The sequence below is a fragment of the Bradyrhizobium sp. CCBAU 45321 genome (genome assembly GCF_028128975.1).
Taxonomy (GTDB): domain Bacteria; phylum Pseudomonadota; class Alphaproteobacteria; order Rhizobiales; family Xanthobacteraceae; genus Bradyrhizobium; species Bradyrhizobium yuanmingense.
In genome coordinates, this window is the sequence record NZ_LFKZ01000123.1 from 23,811 (window position 1) to 42,957 (window position 19,147).

Consider the following 19,147-nt stretch of genomic DNA (forward strand, 5'->3'; position numbering starts at 1 on the left):
CCGCGGCGACGAAGAACGTGGATGGCCGGGACAAGCCCGGCCATGACGGAGCAAGGGGCGGGGGGCTTCGCATCCTCTCCACCCTCGCACTCACCCTCATCCTCGCCATCATCGGCTTTGTCGGCTGGGTCTACTCCCTCGGCCCGTTGCCGCTCGATGAAGCGCGGCAAGTCTCCACCACGATCGTTGACCGCAACGGCAAGCTGCTGCGCGCCTACGCCATGGCTGACGGGCGCTGGCGGCTGCCGGTCGATGCCAACACAAACGTCGATCCGACCTATCTGAAGCTGCTGTTCGCCTATGAGGACCAGCGCTTCTACGCCCACAACGGCGTCGATCCGCTCGCTCTGGGACGCGCCGCGTTGCAGCTGGGAACGCGCGGCCACATCGTCTCGGGCGGCTCGACCATCAGCATGCAGCTGGCCCGTCTGATGGAGCCGCGCCGGCAGCGCTCGATGTACGCAAAATTGCGGCAGATCGTGCGTGCCATCGAAATCGAGCGCAGCATGAGCAAGGAGCAGATCCTCGATCTCTATCTGGCGTTGGCGCCCTATGGCGGCAATCTCGAAGGCATCCGCGCGGCGTCGATCGCCTATCTCGGCAAGGAGCCGAAGCGGCTGTCGCTGGCGGAGGCCGCGTTGCTGGTCGCGCTGCCGCAATCGCCGGAGACCCGCCGGCTGGATCGCTATCCGGAGGCAGCCCGCAAGGCGCGCGACCGCGTGCTCGACCGCATGGTCGAGGAGCACGTGGTCAGCGCCGAGGAGGCCAATCAGGCCAAGGCGGTACCGGTGCCGACACTGCGCAGGCCGATGCCGATCCTGGCGCCGCATGCCTCCGACGCCGCGCTGTCGACGGTCAAGGACACGCCGATCATCAAGCTGACGCTCGATGCGACCTTGCAGAAGGTGCTGGAGCCGCTGGCGCGCGACCGCGCAATTGCGCTAGGTCCGAACATCTCGGTCGGAATCGTCGTGGTCGACAATGAGAGCGGCGACGTGCTCGCCCGCGTCGGCTCGGCCGATTATTTCGACGAGAGCCGGGCGGGGCAGGTCGACATGACCCGCGCCATCCGCTCGCCCGGCTCGACGCTCAAGCCCTTCATCTACGGGCTCGCCTTCGAGGACGGCTTTATCCATCCCGACAGTCTGATCGACGACCGCCCGGTCCGCTTTGGCTCATACGCGCCGGAAAATTTCGACATGACTTTCCAAGGCACTGTGCCGGTGCGGAAGGCGCTGCAATTGTCACTGAACGTGCCGGCCATCGTGCTGCTCGACCGCGTCGGCTCGAGCCGACTGACCTCGCGGCTGCGGCAGGCCGGCGGCAACCTCATCCTGCCCAAGGACGAAGCGCCCGGCCTCGCCATGGGGCTCGGCGGCGTCGGCGTGACGCTCCAGGACCTCGCCCAGCTCTATGCCGGCTTTGCCCGCCTTGGGACCACCAAGCCGCTGCGCGAGATCGTCACGGCCAAGGACGATCGCGAGCCGCTTCGGCTGCTGGATCAGGTCGCAGCCTGGCAGGTCGGCAACGTCCTGCTCGGCACGCCGCCCCCGGAGAACGCCGCCCACAACCGCATCGCCTTCAAGACCGGCACCTCCTACGGCTATCGCGACGCCTGGTCGGTCGGCTTCGACGGCCGCATGACCATCGGCGTCTGGGTTGGCCGTCCGGACGGAGCGCCGGTTCCCGGCCTGATCGGACGCATCGCCGCCGCGCCCATCCTGTTCGATGCCTTCGCCCGCAGCGGCAAGACGCTGGCCGCCTTGCCGAAGCCGCCCAAGGGAACCCTGGTCGCAAGCAACGCGAAGCTGCCGCTGCCCTTGAAGCGGTTCCGTCCGGTCGGCGAACTGGTGCGAAGCGGGGGCGAGCAGCCGCTGCACATCCAGTTTCCACTGAACGGCTCGCGGATCGACGTCGATCGATCGGGCGGCCGGGAGAGCGCGGCGATGCCGGTCAAGGTCGCCGGCGGCGTGCTGCCCATGACCGTCATGGTTAACGGCACCGCGCTCGGCGAAATCGACGGCCGCCGTCAGCGGCTGATCGATCCGCCCGGGCCGGGCTTTGCACGGCTCACCGTGATCGACGCCACGGGCGCCGCGGACACAGTCGTCATTCGAATTCAATGACCCTGCCTTAAGCGGTTGTGGCCATGGCGGTTTCAGCGTAAGCGGAACCAATGGCCGAGACCTACCCCAGCCCCCGTTTTGGTGCCCCCCGCGAGTCGAAATCGCCCACAAATCCGGGCAGCGGGCTCGTGCGCATGCTCGACATCGTCACGGCCAGCCACCCGCGCGCGATCGGCTTCCTGGTGCTGTGCGCGCTGCTGCTGTTCCTGCCGGGCTTCTTCACCATCCCGCCGATCGACCGCGACGAGGCGCGGTTTGCCCAGGCCACCAAGCAGATGGTCGAGAGCGGCGACTATGTCGACATCCGCTTTCAGGAGGACGTCCGCTACAAGAAGCCGGTCGGCATCTACTGGTTGCAATCGGCGACCCTCGAAGCCGCATCGATGCTCAAGCTGCCGAAGGCCGAATTGCGTATCTGGGTCTACCGGCTGCCGTCGCTGATGGGGGCGATCGGCGCCGTGCTGATGACCTATTGGGCCGCGCTCGGATTCATAACACGACGTGCCGCGGTGCTGGCGGCGCTGATGATGTGCGCCTCCGTGCTGCTCGGCGTCGAGGCGCGCCTGGCCAAGACCGACGCCATGCTGCTGCTCTGCGTGGTCGCCGCGATGGGCGCGATGGCGCGGGCCTATCTGTCCTGGCAGCGCGCCGAGGACGAGACGCATCCGCCCTGGAGCTGGCCCGCGATCTTCTGGACCGCACTCGCCGTGGGCATCCTGATCAAGGGCCCGCTGATCCTGATGTTCGCAGGCCTGACCATCGTCGCGCTCGCGATCCAGGACCGCGACGCCTCCTGGCTGTGGAAGCTGCGGCCTGTCTGGGGCCTGATGTGGATGCTGGTGCTGGTGCTGCCCTGGTTCGTCGCGATCTTCTGGCGCGCGGGCGAGACCTTCTTCACCACCTCCGTCGGCGGCGACATGCTGAGCAAGCTCGGCGCCCAGGAATCCCACGGCGCACCGCCCGGACTTTACCTGGCGCTGTTCTGGATCACGTTCTGGCCAGGTGCGCCGCTGGCGGCGATGGCGGCGCCCGCGGTGTGGCGGGCCCGCCGCGAGCCCGGTGCGCAGTTCCTGCTGGCCTGGCTGATCCCGTCCTGGATCGTGTTCGAGGCGGTGCTGACCAAGCTGCCGCATTACGTGCTGCCGCTGTATCCCGCGATCGCGATCCTCACCGCCGGCGCGGTGGAGCGGCGCGTGCTGTCGCGCTCCTGGCTGATGCGCGGCTCGGCCTGGTGGTTCGCGATCCCCGCAGCCGCCTCCATCATTGCGGTGGTCGGCTCGGTGATACTGACGCGGCAGCCCGCTTTCGTGGCCTGGCCGTTCATCGCGGCCGCGCTGATCTTCGGTCTGTTCGCCTGGTGGCTGTTCGATACCAACCGCGCCGAGCGCTCGTTGCTCAACGCCCTGGTCGCAGGCCTGATGCTCGCCGTGACGATTTACGGCATCGTGCTGCCGTCGCTGACGCCGCTGTTTCCCAGCATCGAGATCGCGCGCGCGCTTCGCAACGTCACCTGCGTCGGACCGAAGGCGGCTGCGGCCGGTTATCACGAGCCGAGCCTCGTCTTCCTAGCGGGCACCCGGACCTTGCTCACCGACGGCTCCGGTGCGGCGGATTTCCTGCGGCAGGGCAGCTGCCGCTTCGCGCTGATCGAGCAGCGCTCGGAGCGCAGCTTCGTGCAGCGCGCCGAGGCGATCGGGCTGCGCTACAAGGTGGGCGCGCGCATCGACGGCTATAATTTCTCGCAAGGGCGCGCGATCTCGATCTCGATCTTCCGCTCGGAAGGAACCGAATAGGGTGCGGGCCCCGACCGACATTGCGCCGCATGCCGGCTATCCCGCGCAATTGCTAGCGGTATCCTGGCGCGCGCTGGCGCAGCTCGTGCGGTCGCCCTCGCATTCGCGCCGCGCCGAGGCCGCCCGGAAGCTGGCGCGGCATTCGCTATGGATTGCCACGGCGGGTGCAGCGCTCGTCATCGTGCTGATGGTCGCGTTCGATCAGACCGAAATCCTGCTGATGCCGCCGCGCGGCACGCCGAGCCTGTGGCCGATCCGCATCCTCACCGATTTCGGCAAGGACGAGTATATCCTCTCGGTGCTGGGTGCTGCGCTGGTGGTGCTGGCGCTCGTTGCGGCCGGGCTGCACGGGAGGCGTCGCGCGCTGCTGCTCGGCTTCGGCACGCGGCTGCAATTCCTGTTTCTGTCGGTTGCCGTGTCAGCCTTCGTCGCCGAAATCCTGAAATATGTCATCGGCCGCGGACGTCCGTTCGTCGGGGGCAAGGCCAATCCGTTCAACTTCGTCCCGTTCGAGGGGACGGGGGCTTATGCCAGCCTGCCGTCAGGCCACGCCGTGGCCGCGTTCGCCCTGGCGTTTGCCGTCTCGGCACTGTGGCCGCGTCTGCGCGTCTTCATGTTCACTTACGCAATCGTGATCGTGCTGACGCGCCTGGTGTTGCTGGCGCATCATCCGAGCGACGTGGTCGCCGGCGCTCTGGTCGGAACGGTGGGCGCCATGGCCGTTCATTACTGGTTCGCGGCCCGAAAGCTCGGATTTGCCATCCGCGCCGACGGCACCATCGTGCCGCTTTCAGGGACGTTTTCCGACCGCCTCAAAAGGGTTGCCCACCGGGCATCCGCCCCATAAAAGCGGCTGCCTGCCGGGACCGCCGGTTCCCCTGGGCAGGTCAATTCCAACCACGAGCCTCGATTTGTCGACGTCCCAGCCTTCGGTGTCCATCGTTGTTCCCGTGCGCAACGAAGCCGACAACATCGCGCCGCTGATCTCGGAGATCGGCGCGGCACTCGATGGCCGCTGGCCCTATGAGATCATCTACGTCAACGACGGCTCGACCGACGCCACCGGCGAGCGGCTTGGCGCCATCATGAAGCAGCGGAGCAATCTGCGTCAGCTTCGCCATGCACGATCGGGCGGCCAGTCGGCGGCCGTGCGCAGCGGCGTGCGCGCGGCGCGCGGGGAGATCGTGGCGACGCTCGATGGCGACGGCCAGAACAATCCGGCCTTCCTGCCCGACCTGATCGCGGCAGTCGAGAAGGGGGCAGGGCGCGTCGGTCTCGCGGCCGGCCAGCGGATCGGGCGCAAGGACACCGGCTTCAAGAAATTCCAGTCGCGCGTCGCTAACGGCGTTCGCAACGCCATCCTGAAGGACGGCACGCGCGACACCGGCTGCGGGCTGAAGGCGTTCCGGCGTGACGTTTTCCTGATGCTTCCATATTTCGACGGGCTGCATCGCTTCCTTCCCGCGTTGGTCCGCCGCGAAGGCTACGACATCGCCTATGTCGACGTGATCGACCGGCCGCGCCATTCGGGCGTGTCCAACTATGGTTTCTTCGACCGGCTGTGGATCGGCATCATGGATCTCGCCGGCGTCTGGTGGCTGATCCGCCGCAAGAAGGCGACGCCTGAAGTGACCGAGGTGAACGCATGATCATTCAATACGGTCAGGCGCTGAGCAATTATCTCTATGACGTCTTCGTCGCCAAATTCGACTTCTGGCTGGCATTCGGCCTGGTCGCGCAGCTGTTCTTCACGGCGCGCTTCCTGGTGCAGTGGATCGCGAGCGAGCGCGCCGGCAACAGCGTGGTGCCGATGGCGTTCTGGTTCTGCTCGATGGGCGGCGGGCTGATGACGCTGGTCTATGGCGTCGTGAAGCGCGAGCCCGTCATCATCCTCGGACAGTCGCTCGCGACCATCATCTATATCAGAAACATCATGCTGATCTGGAAGAACCGCGGCACCGCCTCAAAGACGCTGGACCGCTGACCGAGCGTTCGGCTCCGCTTGTTGAAGCCTGGCACGTTGCTGGGCGAGATGCCCAATCCTGATGCTCACATGGCCGCTTTCAGGGCAGCGAAGCCGCGATCGAGATCGGCCTTGAGGTCGTCGGTGTTCTCGAGCCCGATGTGGAGACGCAGCGTCGGGCCGCCGGGCGCCCATTTGGTCGCAGTGCGATAGGCATCGCAATCGAAGGGAATTGCAAGGCTCTCGAACCCGCCCCAGGAAAAGCCCATGCCGAACAGCTTCAGCGTATTGAGCATGGTGTCGACCGCCTTCTGCGGCGCCGGCTTCAGCACGATGCTGAACAAGCCGGAGGCGCCGGTGAAGTCGCGCTTCCAGATCGCATGACCGGGATCGGTCTCGAGCCCGGGATGCAGCACCCGCGCAACCTCAGGCCTCGCCGCCAGCCAGCGCGCCATCTCGAGCCCGGAGCGATGATGCTGCGCCAGCCGCACCGACAGCGTGCGGAGGCCGCGCAGCGCCAGGAAGACGTCGTCGGGGCCGGCACAGACGCCGAGCAAGCGGATGCCTTCGGCAATCATCGGCCAGGCCTTGGCGTTGGCCGAGATGGTGCCGAACATGATGTCGGAATGACCGCCGATATATTTGGTGGCGGCCTGCATGCTGATGTCGACGCCCTGGTCGAGCGAGCGGTGATAGAGCGGCGTCGCCCAGGTGTTGTCGTCGATGACGAGCGCGCCGCGCCCATGTGCGACTTCGGCGATGGCGCGGATGTCGGGCATCTCGAGCGATTGCGAGCCCGGCGCCTCCACCAGAACGGCCCGGGTGTTGGGCTTGAACAGCTTGTCGATGCCGGCGCCGATCATCGGATCGAAATAGGTGGTCTCGACGCCGTAGCGCGTGAGCATGCCGTTACAGAAATTGCGCGAGGGCCGATAGATGTTGTCGACCACCAGGATGTGGTCGCCGGCCTTCAGCACCGAGAGCAGGGTGGTGGAGATCGCCGACAGCCCCGACGGCACGATACCGACGCCGGCGCATTGCGGACCCTCCAGCGCCATCAGCGTCTCCTGGAACGCCTTGGTGGTCGGGGAACCGTGACGGCCGTAGGTGAACTCGCCGCGATGGGCGTGCAGGTCCTCTGCGGTCGGATAGAGCACGGTCGAGCCGTGGAAGACCGGCGGATTGACGAACCCCTTCTGCGCCTTGGTGTCGCGGCCGGAGGTGACCAGCCGGGTATCGGCGTGCTGCTCTTGGGGGGACGAAGAATCCATGCGCCTGCTTTCAAAACCGCGTTTCCACCGGACGCATCGCGCCCCTGGGCCGACCGAAAGGCCGCGGTCGTTAATAACAGAACACAGAAGAGTCCCGTCAACCCCTTGACCCGGAACGCTAGTCGTTCTGTGATGCGCAGGTGCTATTCAGTCGCCGCATGTTGAGGGGCCTGCCGCGACCTTCGATCCATTGCCTGACCGGACGTCGCGTCACAGCCAAGAGATGGCGGGCGCCGGCGGCGGGGATGAAGGTATGGCCTCCCGAGATCGGCGAGTGTTCGGCAAGGTTTTCCAGCATGACTCTTGCAAGGCCGGATTCTTGAAGGACCTGGCTTGGCAGAGACGATCCTAAGACAACATTCCTGACCTTGAGACGACCTTGAAAGGCCCAAAGCCCATGAAACGCGTAACCCTGGCTCTCTCCCTTGCTCTCGCCGCCGGCCTCACCGCCCAAGCCGCCGATGCGCAAACGCTCAAGACCGTCAAGGATCGGGGCATGGTGTCCTGCGGCGTCAGCCAGGGCCTGCCGGGCTTCTCGTCGCCCGACGATAAGGGCAACTGGACCGGCATCGACGTCGACGTCTGCCGCGCCATTGCCGGCGCCATCTTCAACGATCCGACCAAGGTCAAGTTCGTGCCGCTGTCCGCCAAGGACCGCTTCACCGCGCTGCAATCCGGCGAGATCGACGTGCTCTCGCGCAACACCACCTGGACCATCTCGCGCGACACCTCGCTCGGCGCCAATTTCACCGGCGTGACCTATTACGACGGGCAGGGCTTCATGGTGAAGAAGTCGCTCAAGGTGAATTCGGCGCTCGAGCTCAACAGCGCATCGGTCTGCGTGCAGACCGGCACCACCACTGAGCAGAACCTCGCCGACTACTTCAAGGCCAACAACATGAAGTACGAGGTGATCGCGTTCGCCACCAACGACGAGACCGTCAAGGCCTATGAAGCCGGCCGCTGCGACGTCTTCACCACCGACCAGTCGGGCCTGTACGCCAACCGCCTCAAGCTCGCCAGCCCCAACGACCATATGGTGCTGCCCGAGATCATCTCGAAGGAGCCGCTCGGTCCGATGGTGCGGCACGGCGACGACCAGTGGTTCGACATCGTGAAATGGACGCTGTTCGCGATGCTCACCGCCGAAGAGCTCGGCGTGACCTCGAAGAACATCGACGAGAAGGCGAAGCTGGAAAATCCCGAGCTGAAGCGCGTGCTCGGCAGCGACGGCAATTTCGGCGAACAGCTCGGCCTGACCAAGGATTGGGTGGTGCGGATCGTCAAGACCGTCGGCAATTACGGTGAGGTGTTCGATCGCACCGTCGGCGCCGGTTCGCCGCTCGGCATCAATCGCGGTGTCAACAATCTCTGGAACAAGGGCGGTCTTCAGTACGCGCCGCCGATCCGCTGATCAGCCCTGATCGGCCGGCAGCGGCATGAGCACCGAGGCTCGAAAACCGCCGCCCCAGATCGCGCTGAAGATCCGGCGCATTCTGGGCGGCAAGGCAGGCTGGAACGGCGTTGCCGTCCAGTTTGCCTTCGCAGCGATCCTGGGCTGGATCGGCTACGAGATCGTCTCCAACGCGCGGGCCAATCTCGAGAACCAGCACATCGCCGCCGGCTTCGGCTTCCTCAGGAACAATGCCGGCTTCGACGTCAACCAGACCCTGATCTCGTACACCGGCTCGGACACGTTCCTGCGCGTGTTCGTGGTCGGGCTGTTGAATACGCTCGTGGTCTCCGTGGTCGGTATCGTCTTCGCCACGGTGATCGGCTTCATCGTCGCGCTGTGCCGGCTGTCGCCCAATTGGCTGCTGTCACGGGTCGGCGAGATCTATGTCGAGGTCATCCGCAACCTGCCACTGCTGTTCCAGATCCTGTTCTGGTACCTGGCGGTGCTCGCGGCCCTGCCAAATCCGCGGCAGAGCATTTCCCTGTTCGGCATTGCCTTCATCAGCAATCGGGGCCTCGTCATTCCCAGCCCGATCGGTCAGAGCGGTCTTGCGCCGTTCCTGGCGGTGCTGGCGCTCGGCGTCGTCGCCTCACTGGCGCTGCGCGTCTACGCAAGGCGAGCGCTGTTCCAGCGCGGGCAGGTGATCCGCATCTGGCCTTCCGTGCTGGCCCTGCTGTTCGGCCTTCCGCTCGCCACGGTGCTGGTCTTCGGTCTGCCCTTCACCTTCGAGCTGCCGCAGCTGAGGGGGTTCAACTTCGCCGGCGGCTCACGCATCATCCCGGAATTCGTGGCGCTGACGGTGGCGCTGGCGACCTATACCGCCGCCTTCATCGCCGAGATCGTGCGCGCTGGCATCCTGTCCGTTCACAAGGGGCAGATGGAGGCGGGATCTTCGCTCGGCCTCAGCCGCGGCGCCACGCTCCGCCTCATCGTCGTGCCGCAGGCCATGCGCGTCATCGTGCCGCCGCTGACCAACCAGTACCTCAATCTCACCAAGAACTCGTCGCTGGCGGTCGCGATCGGCTATCCTGACCTGGTGTCGGTGTTTGCCGGAACGTCGCTGAGCCAGACCGGGCAGGCGATCGAGATCATCGCCATGACGATGGGCGTCTATCTCCTGATCTCGCTCCTCACCAGCGCGATCATGAGCGTCTACGGTTGGCGCGTCAGCCGGAGCCTCGGCGCATGAGCGATGTCATGTCATCCAGCTTCGTTCGCCAGGATCTGCTCGCCGAGCGTCCGGCGCCGGTGAAGACGACGGGCTTCATCGGCCTGATGCGCACGCGCCTGTTCAACTCGCCGACCAACATCCTGCTGACGATCGTCGGCGCCTTGCTGCTCTGGTTCACCATCGTCCCCTCCGTCAAGTTCCTGATGGTCGATGCGGTCTGGAGCGGTAAGGACCGCACCGCGTGCCTCGCCGAGAACGCCGGCTTTGCGGTCGGCGCCTGCTGGCCCTACATCCAGGCGAAGCTCCCGCAACTGATCTACGGCTTCTATCCCGAGGCCGAGCGTTGGCGGGTGAACTTGACGCTGTTGCTTGCAGTCGTCCTGCTGTTGCCGCTGCTCATTCCGCGGCTGCCGGCGAAGAGCCTGAATGCCGGCCTGTTCTTCGTCGCCTTTCCGGTGGTGGCGTTCTTCCTGCTGCACGGCGGCGGCATCAAGGGCTTCGGGCTGAGCTGGACGGCCGGCCTGCTGCAATTGTTCGACGAGAGCATCGTTGGTGCCGGACAGGCGCTGCTCACCTCGAGCAGGACCTCCGCGGTCGGTCCGCTGCTGTGGGCGCTCGGGAGCCTCATCGTGCTGCTCGGCACGGTGATCCATTGGCTGATCTTTCCGCTCACCTGGCTGCGCGATTTAATCCAGGGCACGGGCCAGCCGGTCTGGGCGGATTTCGCCGTCACGGCCGCCATCGTCTGCCTGATCGCCTTCGTTCTCGGCGGCGGCGTTCGCACCGGCGGGCGGGCTCTGGCCTCGAGCGTCGCCACCTTCATAGGCATCGCCATCGTCATCAGGCTGATGGACCTCGACCACGGCGGATTGCCGATCGTGACGACGAATCTGTGGGGCGGCCTCCTGGTGACGCTGGTGGTCTCCGTCACCGGCATCGTCACCTCGCTGCCGATCGGCATCGCGCTCGCACTTGGCCGCCGCTCGACCATTCCCTTGATCCGGATCTTCTCGATCGCCTTCATCGAGTTCTGGCGCGGCGTGCCGCTGATCACCGTGCTGTTCTTCGCAACCTACATGCTGCCCCTGTTCCTGCCCGGCAATTTCACCGTCGACGGCTTGGTGCGTGCGCTGATCGGCATCGCGCTGTTCACCGGCGCCTATCAGGCCGAGAACGTCCGCGGCGGGCTCGCGGCCATCCCGCGCGGGCAGAGCGAGGCGGCCGCCGCCCTCGGACTGTCCTGGTGGAAGACGACCTCGCTGATCGTGCTGCCGCAGGGGCTGCGGCACGTCATTCCGAACCTCGTCAACAGCTTCATCTCGCTGTTCAAGGACACCTCGCTGGTCTCGATCGTGGCGCTGTTCGATCTGCTCGGCTCGCTGCGCGCCTCGTTCGCGGATCCGAAATGGTCGACGCCGTCGACGGCGTTCACCGGCTTCGCCTTCGCCGGGATCATCTACTTCCTGTTCTGCTTCGGCATGTCGCGCTATTCCTTGTTCGTCGAGCATCGCCTCAACGCCCACCGCCGCAACTGATCGAGACCACCATGTCCGAGCCCATCGTCAAGATTTCCGGCCTGAACAAATGGTATGGCGAATTCCACGTCCTGCGTGACATCGATTTGGCGGTGCAGAAGGGCGAGCGCATCGTGATCTGCGGCCCCTCGGGCTCGGGAAAGTCCACGCTGATCCGCTGCATCAATGCGCTGGAGGAATTCCAGGAGGGCGAGATCGTCGTCGACGGCATCGAGCTCGGGCCGAACCTCAAGCACGTCGACGCGGTCCGCCGTGAAGTCGGCATGGTGTTCCAAAGCTTCAACCTGTTCCCGCACCTGACCGTGCTCGACAATTGCACGCTGGCGCCGATCTGGGTCCGCAACATCCCCAAGAAGGACGCCGAGGCGACCGCGATGAAGTTCCTGGAGCGGGTCAAGATCCCGCACCAGGCCAACAAGTTTCCGGGTCAGATGTCCGGCGGCCAGCAGCAGCGTGTCGCGATCGCCCGAGCCCTGACCATGAACCCGAAGGTGATGCTGTTCGACGAGCCGACCTCGGCGCTCGACCCCGAGATGGTCAAGGAGGTGCTCGACACCATGGTCGACCTCGCCGAGGAAGGCATGACCATGCTGGTCGTCACCCACGAGATGGGCTTTGCCCGCGAGGTCGCCAACCGCGTCGTGTTCATGGACGCCGGGCAGATCATCGAGGCCAACACCCCGAACGAGTTCTTCGCCGCCCCGCAGCACGCCCGCACCAAGCTGTTCCTGAGCCAGATTCTGCGCTGAGCCCGGCAAACTGTGGCCTCGCCGGTCTGACCGCAAGCCTGGCACCATCCGAATCGGCTTGCCTCTTTTCGGACCATCCTCCGGAGAGAGACCTTGCAGAGCAGTGCCGGCGTGCGCGCATACCAGAATGCGCGACTGGAAAAGAAGCTGAAGAAGCAGGCGGACGCCGTCATGGCCTTCGCGATCGAGGCACTCGGGCAGGGCAGGCCCGATGAGGCCGAGATGCTCTGCCGCGAGATCTTGAAGGAGGTGCCGGATCATTTCCATGCCACGCACCTGCTCGGCCTGCGCGCGTTCGACGGCGGGCGGCTCGAGGAGGCGGAATTCCTGCTCGAGCGTGCGATTGCGCTCGATCCGCGTTCGCCCGATGCGCACGGCAATCTCGGGGCGGTCTATTTCGCGCTGGAGAAATTCGCTGGCGCCCGCGCCTGCCAGGAGAAGGCCATCGCGCTCAAGCCGAACTGTCCGATCACCCTGACCAATCTCGGCAATACGCTGCTGCACATCGGCCTCGGCAACGAGGCGATCGGGCTGCACGAGCGGGCGATCAGGCTGAAGCCGGATTATGCCGATGCGTTTTGCAACCGTGGCATGGCGGAATTGATGACGGGCCAGTTCGAGCGCGCCAAGGCGAGCTTCGACCGTGCCCTGACATTTCAGCCATCTCACGCCGAGGCGATCGCGGGCAGGGGGATGGTCAGCCTCGAGCTCCGGCACTTCGCGGAAGCGGGCGCCGCCTTCGACGCCGCGCTCGCGATCAAGCCGGGTTCGCCGCGGATTCTGCTGCAGCGTGGACGGTTCAACCTAAGTTTGTCCCGGCTGGAGCAGGCGGCCGCGGACCTCGACGCGGCGCTGGCGCAATCGCCACGACTCGAGCTCGCGCTGTGCTGGCGGGCGCAGATCGACATTCTCGCGGGAAACACGGCGCGGGCGATGGCAGGCGTCAAGACGCTGCTCGAGGTCAATCCGCGATCCGAAATGGGGCTGGCGCTGCTGGCAGCTTGTCACGTGAACCAGGGAGACATCGCGACCGCGCTCGTGCACCTCGACGCCGCGCTCGAGATCGCGCCGGATTTTCCGGAGGCGATCGGATACAAGATCTTCGTGCTGGACTACCTGCCGGAGGCCGATTTCGCCGCGCAGCAGGCGGCGCGAAAATATTGGTGGGACGCGATCGGCGCGAAGCTGCAGCAAAGGACGCTGGCGCCGCGGCCACTCGATCCTGACCGGCGGATCGTGATCGGATACGTCGCATCCGAATTCAGGAACCACTCGGCGGCATACTCTCTGTTGCCGGTGCTGCGTCATCATGATCACGCCCAGTTCAAGATCGTCTGCTACTCCTGCTGGCCGGTACAGGACAAGATGACGGAGAGATTCAAGCCTCTCGCGGATGTCTTCGTCGATGCCGCACAATTGTCCGATGACGAGCTGGCCGACCGCATCCAGGCCGATGGCATCGATATTCTGATCGATGTCTCCGGGCACACGACCGGCAGCAGGCTTCATGTCTTTGCCCGCAAGCCGGCGCCGATCCAGGTCACAGGCTTCGGGCACGCCACGGGGACAGGCCTTCAAACCATGGACTACGTGCTCGCGGACCCGATCTTCATTCCGCAATCGGCGCGTCATCTCCTGGCCGAGAAGGTCCATGACCTGCCGTGCCTGATCACGATCGATCCGATTCTGGACATTCCGCCTTCAGAGCCACCCATGCTCCGCAACGGCTACGTCACTTTCGGGGTGTTCAACCGCATCTTCAAGATTTCGGACGAGGCCATCCGGGTGTGGTCGAATGTGATGCATGCGGTGAGGGGATCGAAGATCATCGTCAAGAACGGGCTGCTTGACGATCCATTGCTGCGCGATCGACTGGTCGCGCGGTTCGCGGCACAGGGCATCCCCGAAGAGAACGTCATCTGCATGGGCTCGACCTCGCGCCCCGAGCATCTGCGGGCCTTCGCGATGGTCGACATGTCCCTCGACACCTTCCCGCAGAACGGCGGCATCAGCACCTGGGAGTCCCTCTATGCCGGCGTTCCCGTGGTCGCCAAGCTCGGCAGCGGCGCCTCGTCGCGCGCCGGCGGCTCCATCGTCGCCGCCGTCGGCCTGGAGGACTGGGTCGCCGAGGATGACGCGGGCTATGCAGCGATCGCGTGCAAATATGCGGCGCAGCCGTCCTACCTGGCAAAGCTGCGGGCGGATCTGCCGGCTCGGATCGCAGCCTCGCCGGCCGGCGACGTCGAATTTTACACGCGCGAGGTCGAAGCGGCTTATCGCCGGTTCTGGCGCGATCATTGTGCCGCCGCTTCGGAGGTGGCGTAGGAGGATCTTGCGCCGGGCCCCGGGAAATCCCGGAGGCGATAGGACTCCGGTGACCGGCGGGCCAAGCTCGCGAATCAGTTAGACTCTGCTGAGGGCGTCCTCCGGAGATACACCTTGCAGAAGAGCGGCGGCGGCGCGCGCGCGTTCCAGAATGCGCGATTGCAGAAGAAGTTGATGAAGCAGGCCGACGCCGTCATTGCCGCTGCGGCGAACGCCTATGGCCAGGGCCGATATGCCGAGACCGAGGCGCTGTGCCGCGAGATCCTGAAAGCCCTTCCGGATCACGTCGACGCCATGCACCTGCTCGGCATGTGCGCCCATGATGGCCGGCGCCTGGACGAGGCGAGGGAGCTGCTCGAGGGTGTGATCGCGCTCGATCCGCGCCTGCACGATGCCCACAACAATCTCGCGACCGTGCATTTCGACCTCGGCAATCTCGAAGAAGCGCGGCGCTGCCAGGAGAAGGCGATCGCGCTGAAGCCGAATTTCGCGGTCGGGCTGACCAATCTCGGCAACACGCTGATGCATCTGGGCCAGTACGCGCAGGCGCTCGAGATGCACGAACGCGCCATCAAGATCAAACCGGACTACGCTGACGCGTTCTGCAATCGCGGCATGATCGAGATATTGCTGGCACAGGTCACGAAGGCCAAGGAGAGCTTCGATCGCGCCTTGCTGTTTCAGCCGCGCCACGCCGAGGCGATCGTCGGCCTCGGCATGGTCGCCATGGAGCTCCGGCACCACGAGGAGGCGGCGGCCAAGTTTGCGATGGCGCTCGCGATCAAGCCGGGCTCGCCGAGGATCCTGGCCCAGCGCGGGCGGCTCAGTTACGAGCTGCAGCGCCTGGAGCCCGCGCTTGCGGACTTCGATGCGGCGCTCGCGGTCTCGCCCAAGCTCGAGCTTGCGCTCCGGGGCAAGGCGCAGGTCTGCCTCGTGATGGGAAAGACCGCACAGGCGACGGCGGCGGCAACGGCGTTGATCAAGCAGAATCCGCGCTCCGAGATGGGGCTGGCGCTGATGGGCTTTGCCTATTCGAACCAGGGCGACATGGACTCTGCGATCGAATATCTCGATCGCGCGCTGGCGATCAGGCCGGACTATGGGGATGCAATCAGGGGCAAGATCTTCCTTCTGGACTATCGCGCCGAGGCCGATTTTGTCCTCCAGCAGGCGGTAAGACGCGAGTGGTGGGACAGGATCGGCTCCAAGCAGCCGCGGCGGACGCTGCCGAAGCGGCCGCTCGATCCGGACAAGCAGATCGTGGTCGGCTATGTCGCGGCCGAGTTCCGGCAACATTCGGCGGGGCTGACCTTGCTGCCGGTGCTGCGCCATCATGATCACGCCAAGTTCAAAATCATCTGCTATTACTCCTGGCCGGGCGCGGACGAGTACACCGCCAAGTTCAAGGCGCTGGCGGACGTCTGGGTCGACGCCTGGGACCTTTCCGACGACGAGCTCGCCGATCGTATTCAGGCCGACAATGTCGACATTCTGATCGACGTTTCCGGCCACACGACCGGCAACAGGCTGCAATGCTTCGCGCGAAAGCCGGCTCCGATCCAGGCCACCGGCTTCGGACACGCGACGGGCACGGGCATGCCGACCATGGATTACGTGCTCGCCGATCCCATCTTCATTCCGCCATCGGCCCGGCATCTGTTTCCCGAGAAGATCCACGATCTGCCGTGCCTGATCACGATGGAGCCGGTCACCAATCTAAAGCCCTCCGAGCTGCCGATGCTCCGCAACGGCTACGTCACCTTTGGTGTGTTCAACCGCATCTACAAGATCTCGGGTGATGCGATCCGCGTGTGGTCGCGCATCATGCGGGAAATGCCGGGATCGAAGATCATCCTCAAGCATGGTCTGCTCGACGACGCCCTGCTGCGCGATAGCCTGATCGCACGCTTCATCGCACAGGGTATTGCGGAGGAGGACATCACTTGCCTCGGCACCACCTCGCGTGACGACCATCTGATGGCCTTCGACAAGATCGATATTTCCCTCGACACGTTCCCGCAGAACGGCGGCATCAGCACCTGGGAATCCCTCTACAAGGGCGTTCCGGTCGTGGCCAAGCTCGGCATTGGAGCCTCCTCGCGTGCCGGCGCCTCCATCGTGGCGGCCATCGGCCTCGGCGACTGGGTCGCGGAGGACGACGACGGCTATGTCGAGATCGCCCGCAAGTTTGCCTCGCAGCCCGAATATCTGGCGAAGTTGCGCGCGGGCTTACCGGCCCAGATCGCAGCCTCGCCCGCCGGCAATGTCGAGATCTATACGCGTGAGCTCGAGGCGGGCTACCGAAAGTTCTGGCGCGACTATTGTGCCGCTGCCGCCGAGCACGGCGACGCTGCGGTCAGCGGGGCGGACGCACCTGGCGGCTCCTGAGCCGCATCCTGCAGGCAACCCCCGGGATATCCCGGACGGATTTCTGGTCCGGCAGCCCGGCCGGGTCGGTGCGCGAATCAGTTAGACTCGGCCTTGGGCCATCTTCCGGAGAGACACCTTGCAGAGCAGCGTCGGCGCGCGCGCATTCCAGAATGCGCGATTGCAGAAGAAATTGAAGAAGCAGGCCGACGCCGTCATCTCCGCAGCGGCGAGCGCCTATGGCCAAGGCAGATATGCGGAGAGCGAGGCGCTCTGCCGCCAGATTTTGCAAGCCGTTCCGGATCATTTCGACGCCACACACGTGCTCGGCCTCAGCGTGCAGCAGGGCGGGCGCCTCGACGAGGCGCAACAGCTGCTCGAGCGCGCGATTGCGATCGATCCGCGTTCGCACGAGGCTCAGAGCAATCTCGCGGCGCTCTATTTCGTGCTTCAGAAATTGGAAGCGGCGCGCGCCTGTCAGGAGAAAGCGATCGCGCTGAAGCCGAATTTTACGCCGGCCCTGGCCGGTCTCGGCAACACCCTGCTCCAGATGAACCTGCCCGAGCAGGCCATCGAGGTCTACGATCGCGCCATCAAGCTGAAGCCCGACTATGCCGACGCGCTTTGCAATCGTGGCGTGGCGGAGCTGGCGCTGTTCCGGTTCGACCGCGCCAGGGAGAGCTTTGATCGCGCGCTGCTGTTTCAGCCGCGCCACGTCGAGTCGCTCATCGGCAAAGGCATGGTCAGCATCGAGCTCCGGCGCTACGATGAGGCGGAAGCTGCGCTCGCAGCGGCGTTCGCGATCAAGCCCGATTCGGCGAAGATCCTGGCGCAACGCGGCCGCCTCAACTCGGCACTGTCGCGGCTGGAACAGGCGGCGGCGGACTTCGATGCGGCACTTGCGCTTTCGCCCCGGTTCGAAATGGCCTTGCGGGGAAAGGCGGAGGTCTCGCTCAGCCTGGGAAATACCGCACAGGCGATCCTGGCCTCCACGACCTTGCTCGAGCAAAATCCACGTTCCACGATCGCATTGGCGTTGCTGAGCTCCTGTTTTGCAAATCAGGGAGAAATCGCGTCCGCAATCGAACATCTCGACGCCGCGCTGGCGATCTCGCCGGATCCAGACTTGATGGCGCGGAAGATCTACTATCTGGACTTTCTCCCCGACGCCGATTTCACGATCCAGCAGGCGACGCGAAGGTCCTGGGGCGAAGCGATCGGTGCCCGCGTGCCGCAGAGGAAGCTCGCCCCCCGGCAGCTCGATCCCGACAGGCGGATCGTGATCGGCTATGTTTCCGCCGAATTCTGGTATCATTCGGCGGCGTTCGGCTTGCTGCCGGTGCTACGCCATCACGATCATGCCAGCTTCGAGGTCGTCTGCTATTCGTGTTCGCCGACACGAGATGCGATCACAGCCGAATTCAAGTCGGCGGCAGACGGATGGGTCGATGCCTGGCAGATGTTCGACGACGAACTGGCCGATCGTATCGAGGCCGACAAGGTCGATATCCTGATCGACGTGTCCGGGCACTCGTCGGGCAACAGGCTTCAGGTCTTCGCCCGCAAGCCGGCTCCCATCCAGGTCACGGGCTTCGGGCACGCGACCGGTACGGGCCTTCGGACGATGGACTACGTGCTCGCGGATCCGGTCTTCATTCCGCAATCGGCGCGGCATCTGCTGGCCGAAACAGTCTATGACCTGCCGTGCCTGATCACGATCGATCCCATCCTGGATGTGCCGCCTTCGGAGCCTCCCATGCTCCGCAACGGCTACGTCACCTTCGGCGTGTTCAACCGCGTCAACAAGATCTCGGACGAGGCCATTCGCGTGTGGTCGAACGTGATGCGGGAGGTGGCCGGATCGAAGATCATTATCAAGCATACGCTGCTCGACGATCCCCTGGTGCGCGACGGCCTTCTCGCGCGCTTTGTCGCCCACGGGATTGCCGAGGAGAGGATCACCTGCCTCGGCTCGTCCGAGCGCGCCGATCATCTGCGAGCCTTCGCGCTGGTCGATATTTCGCTCGATCCGTTTCCGCAGAACGGCGGCGTCAGCACCTGGGAATCCCTCTATGCGGGCGTTCCGGTCGTCGCCAAGCTCGGCCACGGCGCATCCTCGCGCGCCGGCGGCTCCATCGTGGCCGCCGTCGGTCTTGACGACTGGGTGGCCGAGGACGACGAGGGCTACGCCGCTATCGCGTGCAAATTCGCTGCCCAGCCCGCGCATCTGGCAAAGCTGCGCGCGGAATTGCCGGCCCGGATCGCGGCTTCGGCCGCGGGTAATGTCGAAACCTACACGCGCAGGGTCGAGGAGGGTTACCGCAAGTTCTGGCGCGACTATTGTGCTGCGGCCTCGGAAAGCGGGCGGGTCGCTTGAGCCGGCCGAACTGC

Annotated in this window: 13 protein-coding genes; 12 read left to right on the plus strand and 1 reads right to left on the minus strand. The window is 65.2% G+C overall.

Annotated elements, in window-relative coordinates:
* The first annotated feature begins 17 nt into the window (after positions 1 to 17).
* The 5 genes from pbpC (at position 18) to ACM43_RS19320 (ending at position 5,903) form a co-directional block, all read left to right on the plus strand.
* Entirely contained in the window at positions 18 to 2,126 is a 2,109-nt protein-coding gene (gene pbpC, locus ACM43_RS19300) for a penicillin-binding protein 1C (RefSeq protein WP_271542288.1), read from the plus strand.
* Positions 2,127 to 2,176: 50 nt separating this feature from the next.
* On the plus strand, positions 2,177 to 3,919 hold the full coding sequence (locus tag ACM43_RS19305) for an ArnT family glycosyltransferase (protein WP_271542141.1): 1,743 nt from the start codon (positions 2,177 to 2,179) through the stop codon (positions 3,917 to 3,919).
* 1 nt (position 3,920) lies between these two features.
* Positions 3,921 to 4,766 carry a phosphatase PAP2 family protein gene (locus tag ACM43_RS19310; RefSeq protein WP_271542142.1) on the plus strand — a complete coding sequence of 282 codons (846 nt, stop codon included), beginning with the start codon at positions 3,921 to 3,923 and terminating at the stop codon, positions 4,764 to 4,766.
* 64 nt (positions 4,767 to 4,830) lie between these two features.
* A complete protein-coding gene (locus ACM43_RS19315) occupies positions 4,831 to 5,568 on the plus strand; it encodes a glycosyltransferase family 2 protein (protein ID WP_271542143.1) in 738 nt (245 codons plus the stop codon).
* On the plus strand, positions 5,565 to 5,903 hold the full coding sequence (locus ACM43_RS19320; RefSeq protein ID WP_025036223.1) for a lipid-A-disaccharide synthase N-terminal domain-containing protein: 339 nt from the start codon (positions 5,565 to 5,567) through the stop codon (positions 5,901 to 5,903). The genes ACM43_RS19315 and ACM43_RS19320 overlap by 4 nt, the downstream gene beginning before the upstream one ends.
* A gap of 65 nt (positions 5,904 to 5,968) precedes the next feature.
* Here ACM43_RS19320 and metC read toward each other — a convergent pair whose 3' ends face one another.
* Positions 5,969 to 7,153, minus strand: a complete 1,185-nt coding sequence (gene metC / locus ACM43_RS19325; RefSeq protein ID WP_271542144.1) for a cystathionine beta-lyase — start codon at positions 7,151 to 7,153, stop codon at positions 5,969 to 5,971.
* 397 nt (positions 7,154 to 7,550) lie between these two features.
* On the opposite strand from metC, the gene ACM43_RS19330 reads away from it, so the two are divergent.
* The 7 genes from ACM43_RS19330 to ACM43_RS19360 all read left to right on the plus strand — a co-directional run bounded on the left by ACM43_RS19330 (position 7,551) and on the right by ACM43_RS19360 (position 19,133).
* Positions 7,551 to 8,567 carry an amino acid ABC transporter substrate-binding protein gene (locus ACM43_RS19330; RefSeq protein ID WP_057029155.1) on the plus strand — a complete coding sequence of 339 codons (1,017 nt, stop codon included), beginning with the start codon at positions 7,551 to 7,553 and terminating at the stop codon, positions 8,565 to 8,567.
* Between the two features lie 25 nt (positions 8,568 to 8,592).
* Positions 8,593 to 9,798 (plus strand): amino acid ABC transporter permease, encoded by a 1,206-nt coding sequence (locus ACM43_RS19335; protein WP_271542145.1) that lies wholly within the window; start codon positions 8,593 to 8,595, stop codon positions 9,796 to 9,798.
* On the plus strand, positions 9,795 to 11,315 hold the full coding sequence (locus tag ACM43_RS19340) for an amino acid ABC transporter permease (protein ID WP_271542146.1): 1,521 nt from the start codon (positions 9,795 to 9,797) through the stop codon (positions 11,313 to 11,315). Before ACM43_RS19335 ends, ACM43_RS19340 begins: the two co-directional genes overlap by 4 nt.
* 11 nt (positions 11,316 to 11,326) lie before the next feature.
* On the plus strand, positions 11,327 to 12,064 hold the full coding sequence (locus ACM43_RS19345) for an amino acid ABC transporter ATP-binding protein (RefSeq protein WP_271542147.1): 738 nt from the start codon (positions 11,327 to 11,329) through the stop codon (positions 12,062 to 12,064).
* A gap of 93 nt (positions 12,065 to 12,157) precedes the next feature.
* A complete protein-coding gene (locus ACM43_RS19350; protein WP_271542148.1) occupies positions 12,158 to 14,389 on the plus strand; it encodes an O-linked N-acetylglucosamine transferase family protein in 2,232 nt (743 codons plus the stop codon).
* Between the two features lie 114 nt (positions 14,390 to 14,503).
* Entirely contained in the window at positions 14,504 to 16,777 is a 2,274-nt protein-coding gene (locus ACM43_RS19355; protein ID WP_271542149.1) for an O-linked N-acetylglucosamine transferase, SPINDLY family protein, read from the plus strand.
* A gap of 118 nt (positions 16,778 to 16,895) precedes the next feature.
* Positions 16,896 to 19,133 (plus strand): O-linked N-acetylglucosamine transferase, SPINDLY family protein, encoded by a 2,238-nt coding sequence (locus ACM43_RS19360; protein ID WP_271542150.1) that lies wholly within the window; start codon positions 16,896 to 16,898, stop codon positions 19,131 to 19,133.
* The last annotated feature ends 14 nt before the right edge of the window (positions 19,134 to 19,147 follow it).

Coding starts and splice junctions, on each gene's coding strand:
- ACM43_RS19335 (WP_271542145.1), top strand. CDS start 8,593: ATGAGCACCGAGGCTCGAAAACCGCCGCCCCAGATCGCGCTGAAGATC.
- ACM43_RS19340 (WP_271542146.1), top strand. CDS start 9,795: ATGAGCGATGTCATGTCATCCAGCTTCGTTCGCCAGGATCTGCTCGCC.
- ACM43_RS19345 (WP_271542147.1), top strand. CDS start 11,327: ATGTCCGAGCCCATCGTCAAGATTTCCGGCCTGAACAAATGGTATGGC.
- ACM43_RS19320 (WP_025036223.1), top strand. CDS start 5,565: ATGATCATTCAATACGGTCAGGCGCTGAGCAATTATCTCTATGACGTC.
- ACM43_RS19305 (WP_271542141.1), top strand. CDS start 2,177: ATGGCCGAGACCTACCCCAGCCCCCGTTTTGGTGCCCCCCGCGAGTCG.
- ACM43_RS19330 (WP_057029155.1), top strand. CDS start 7,551: ATGAAACGCGTAACCCTGGCTCTCTCCCTTGCTCTCGCCGCCGGCCTC.
- metC (WP_271542144.1), bottom strand. CDS start 7,153: ATGGATTCTTCGTCCCCCCAAGAGCAGCACGCCGATACCCGGCTGGTC.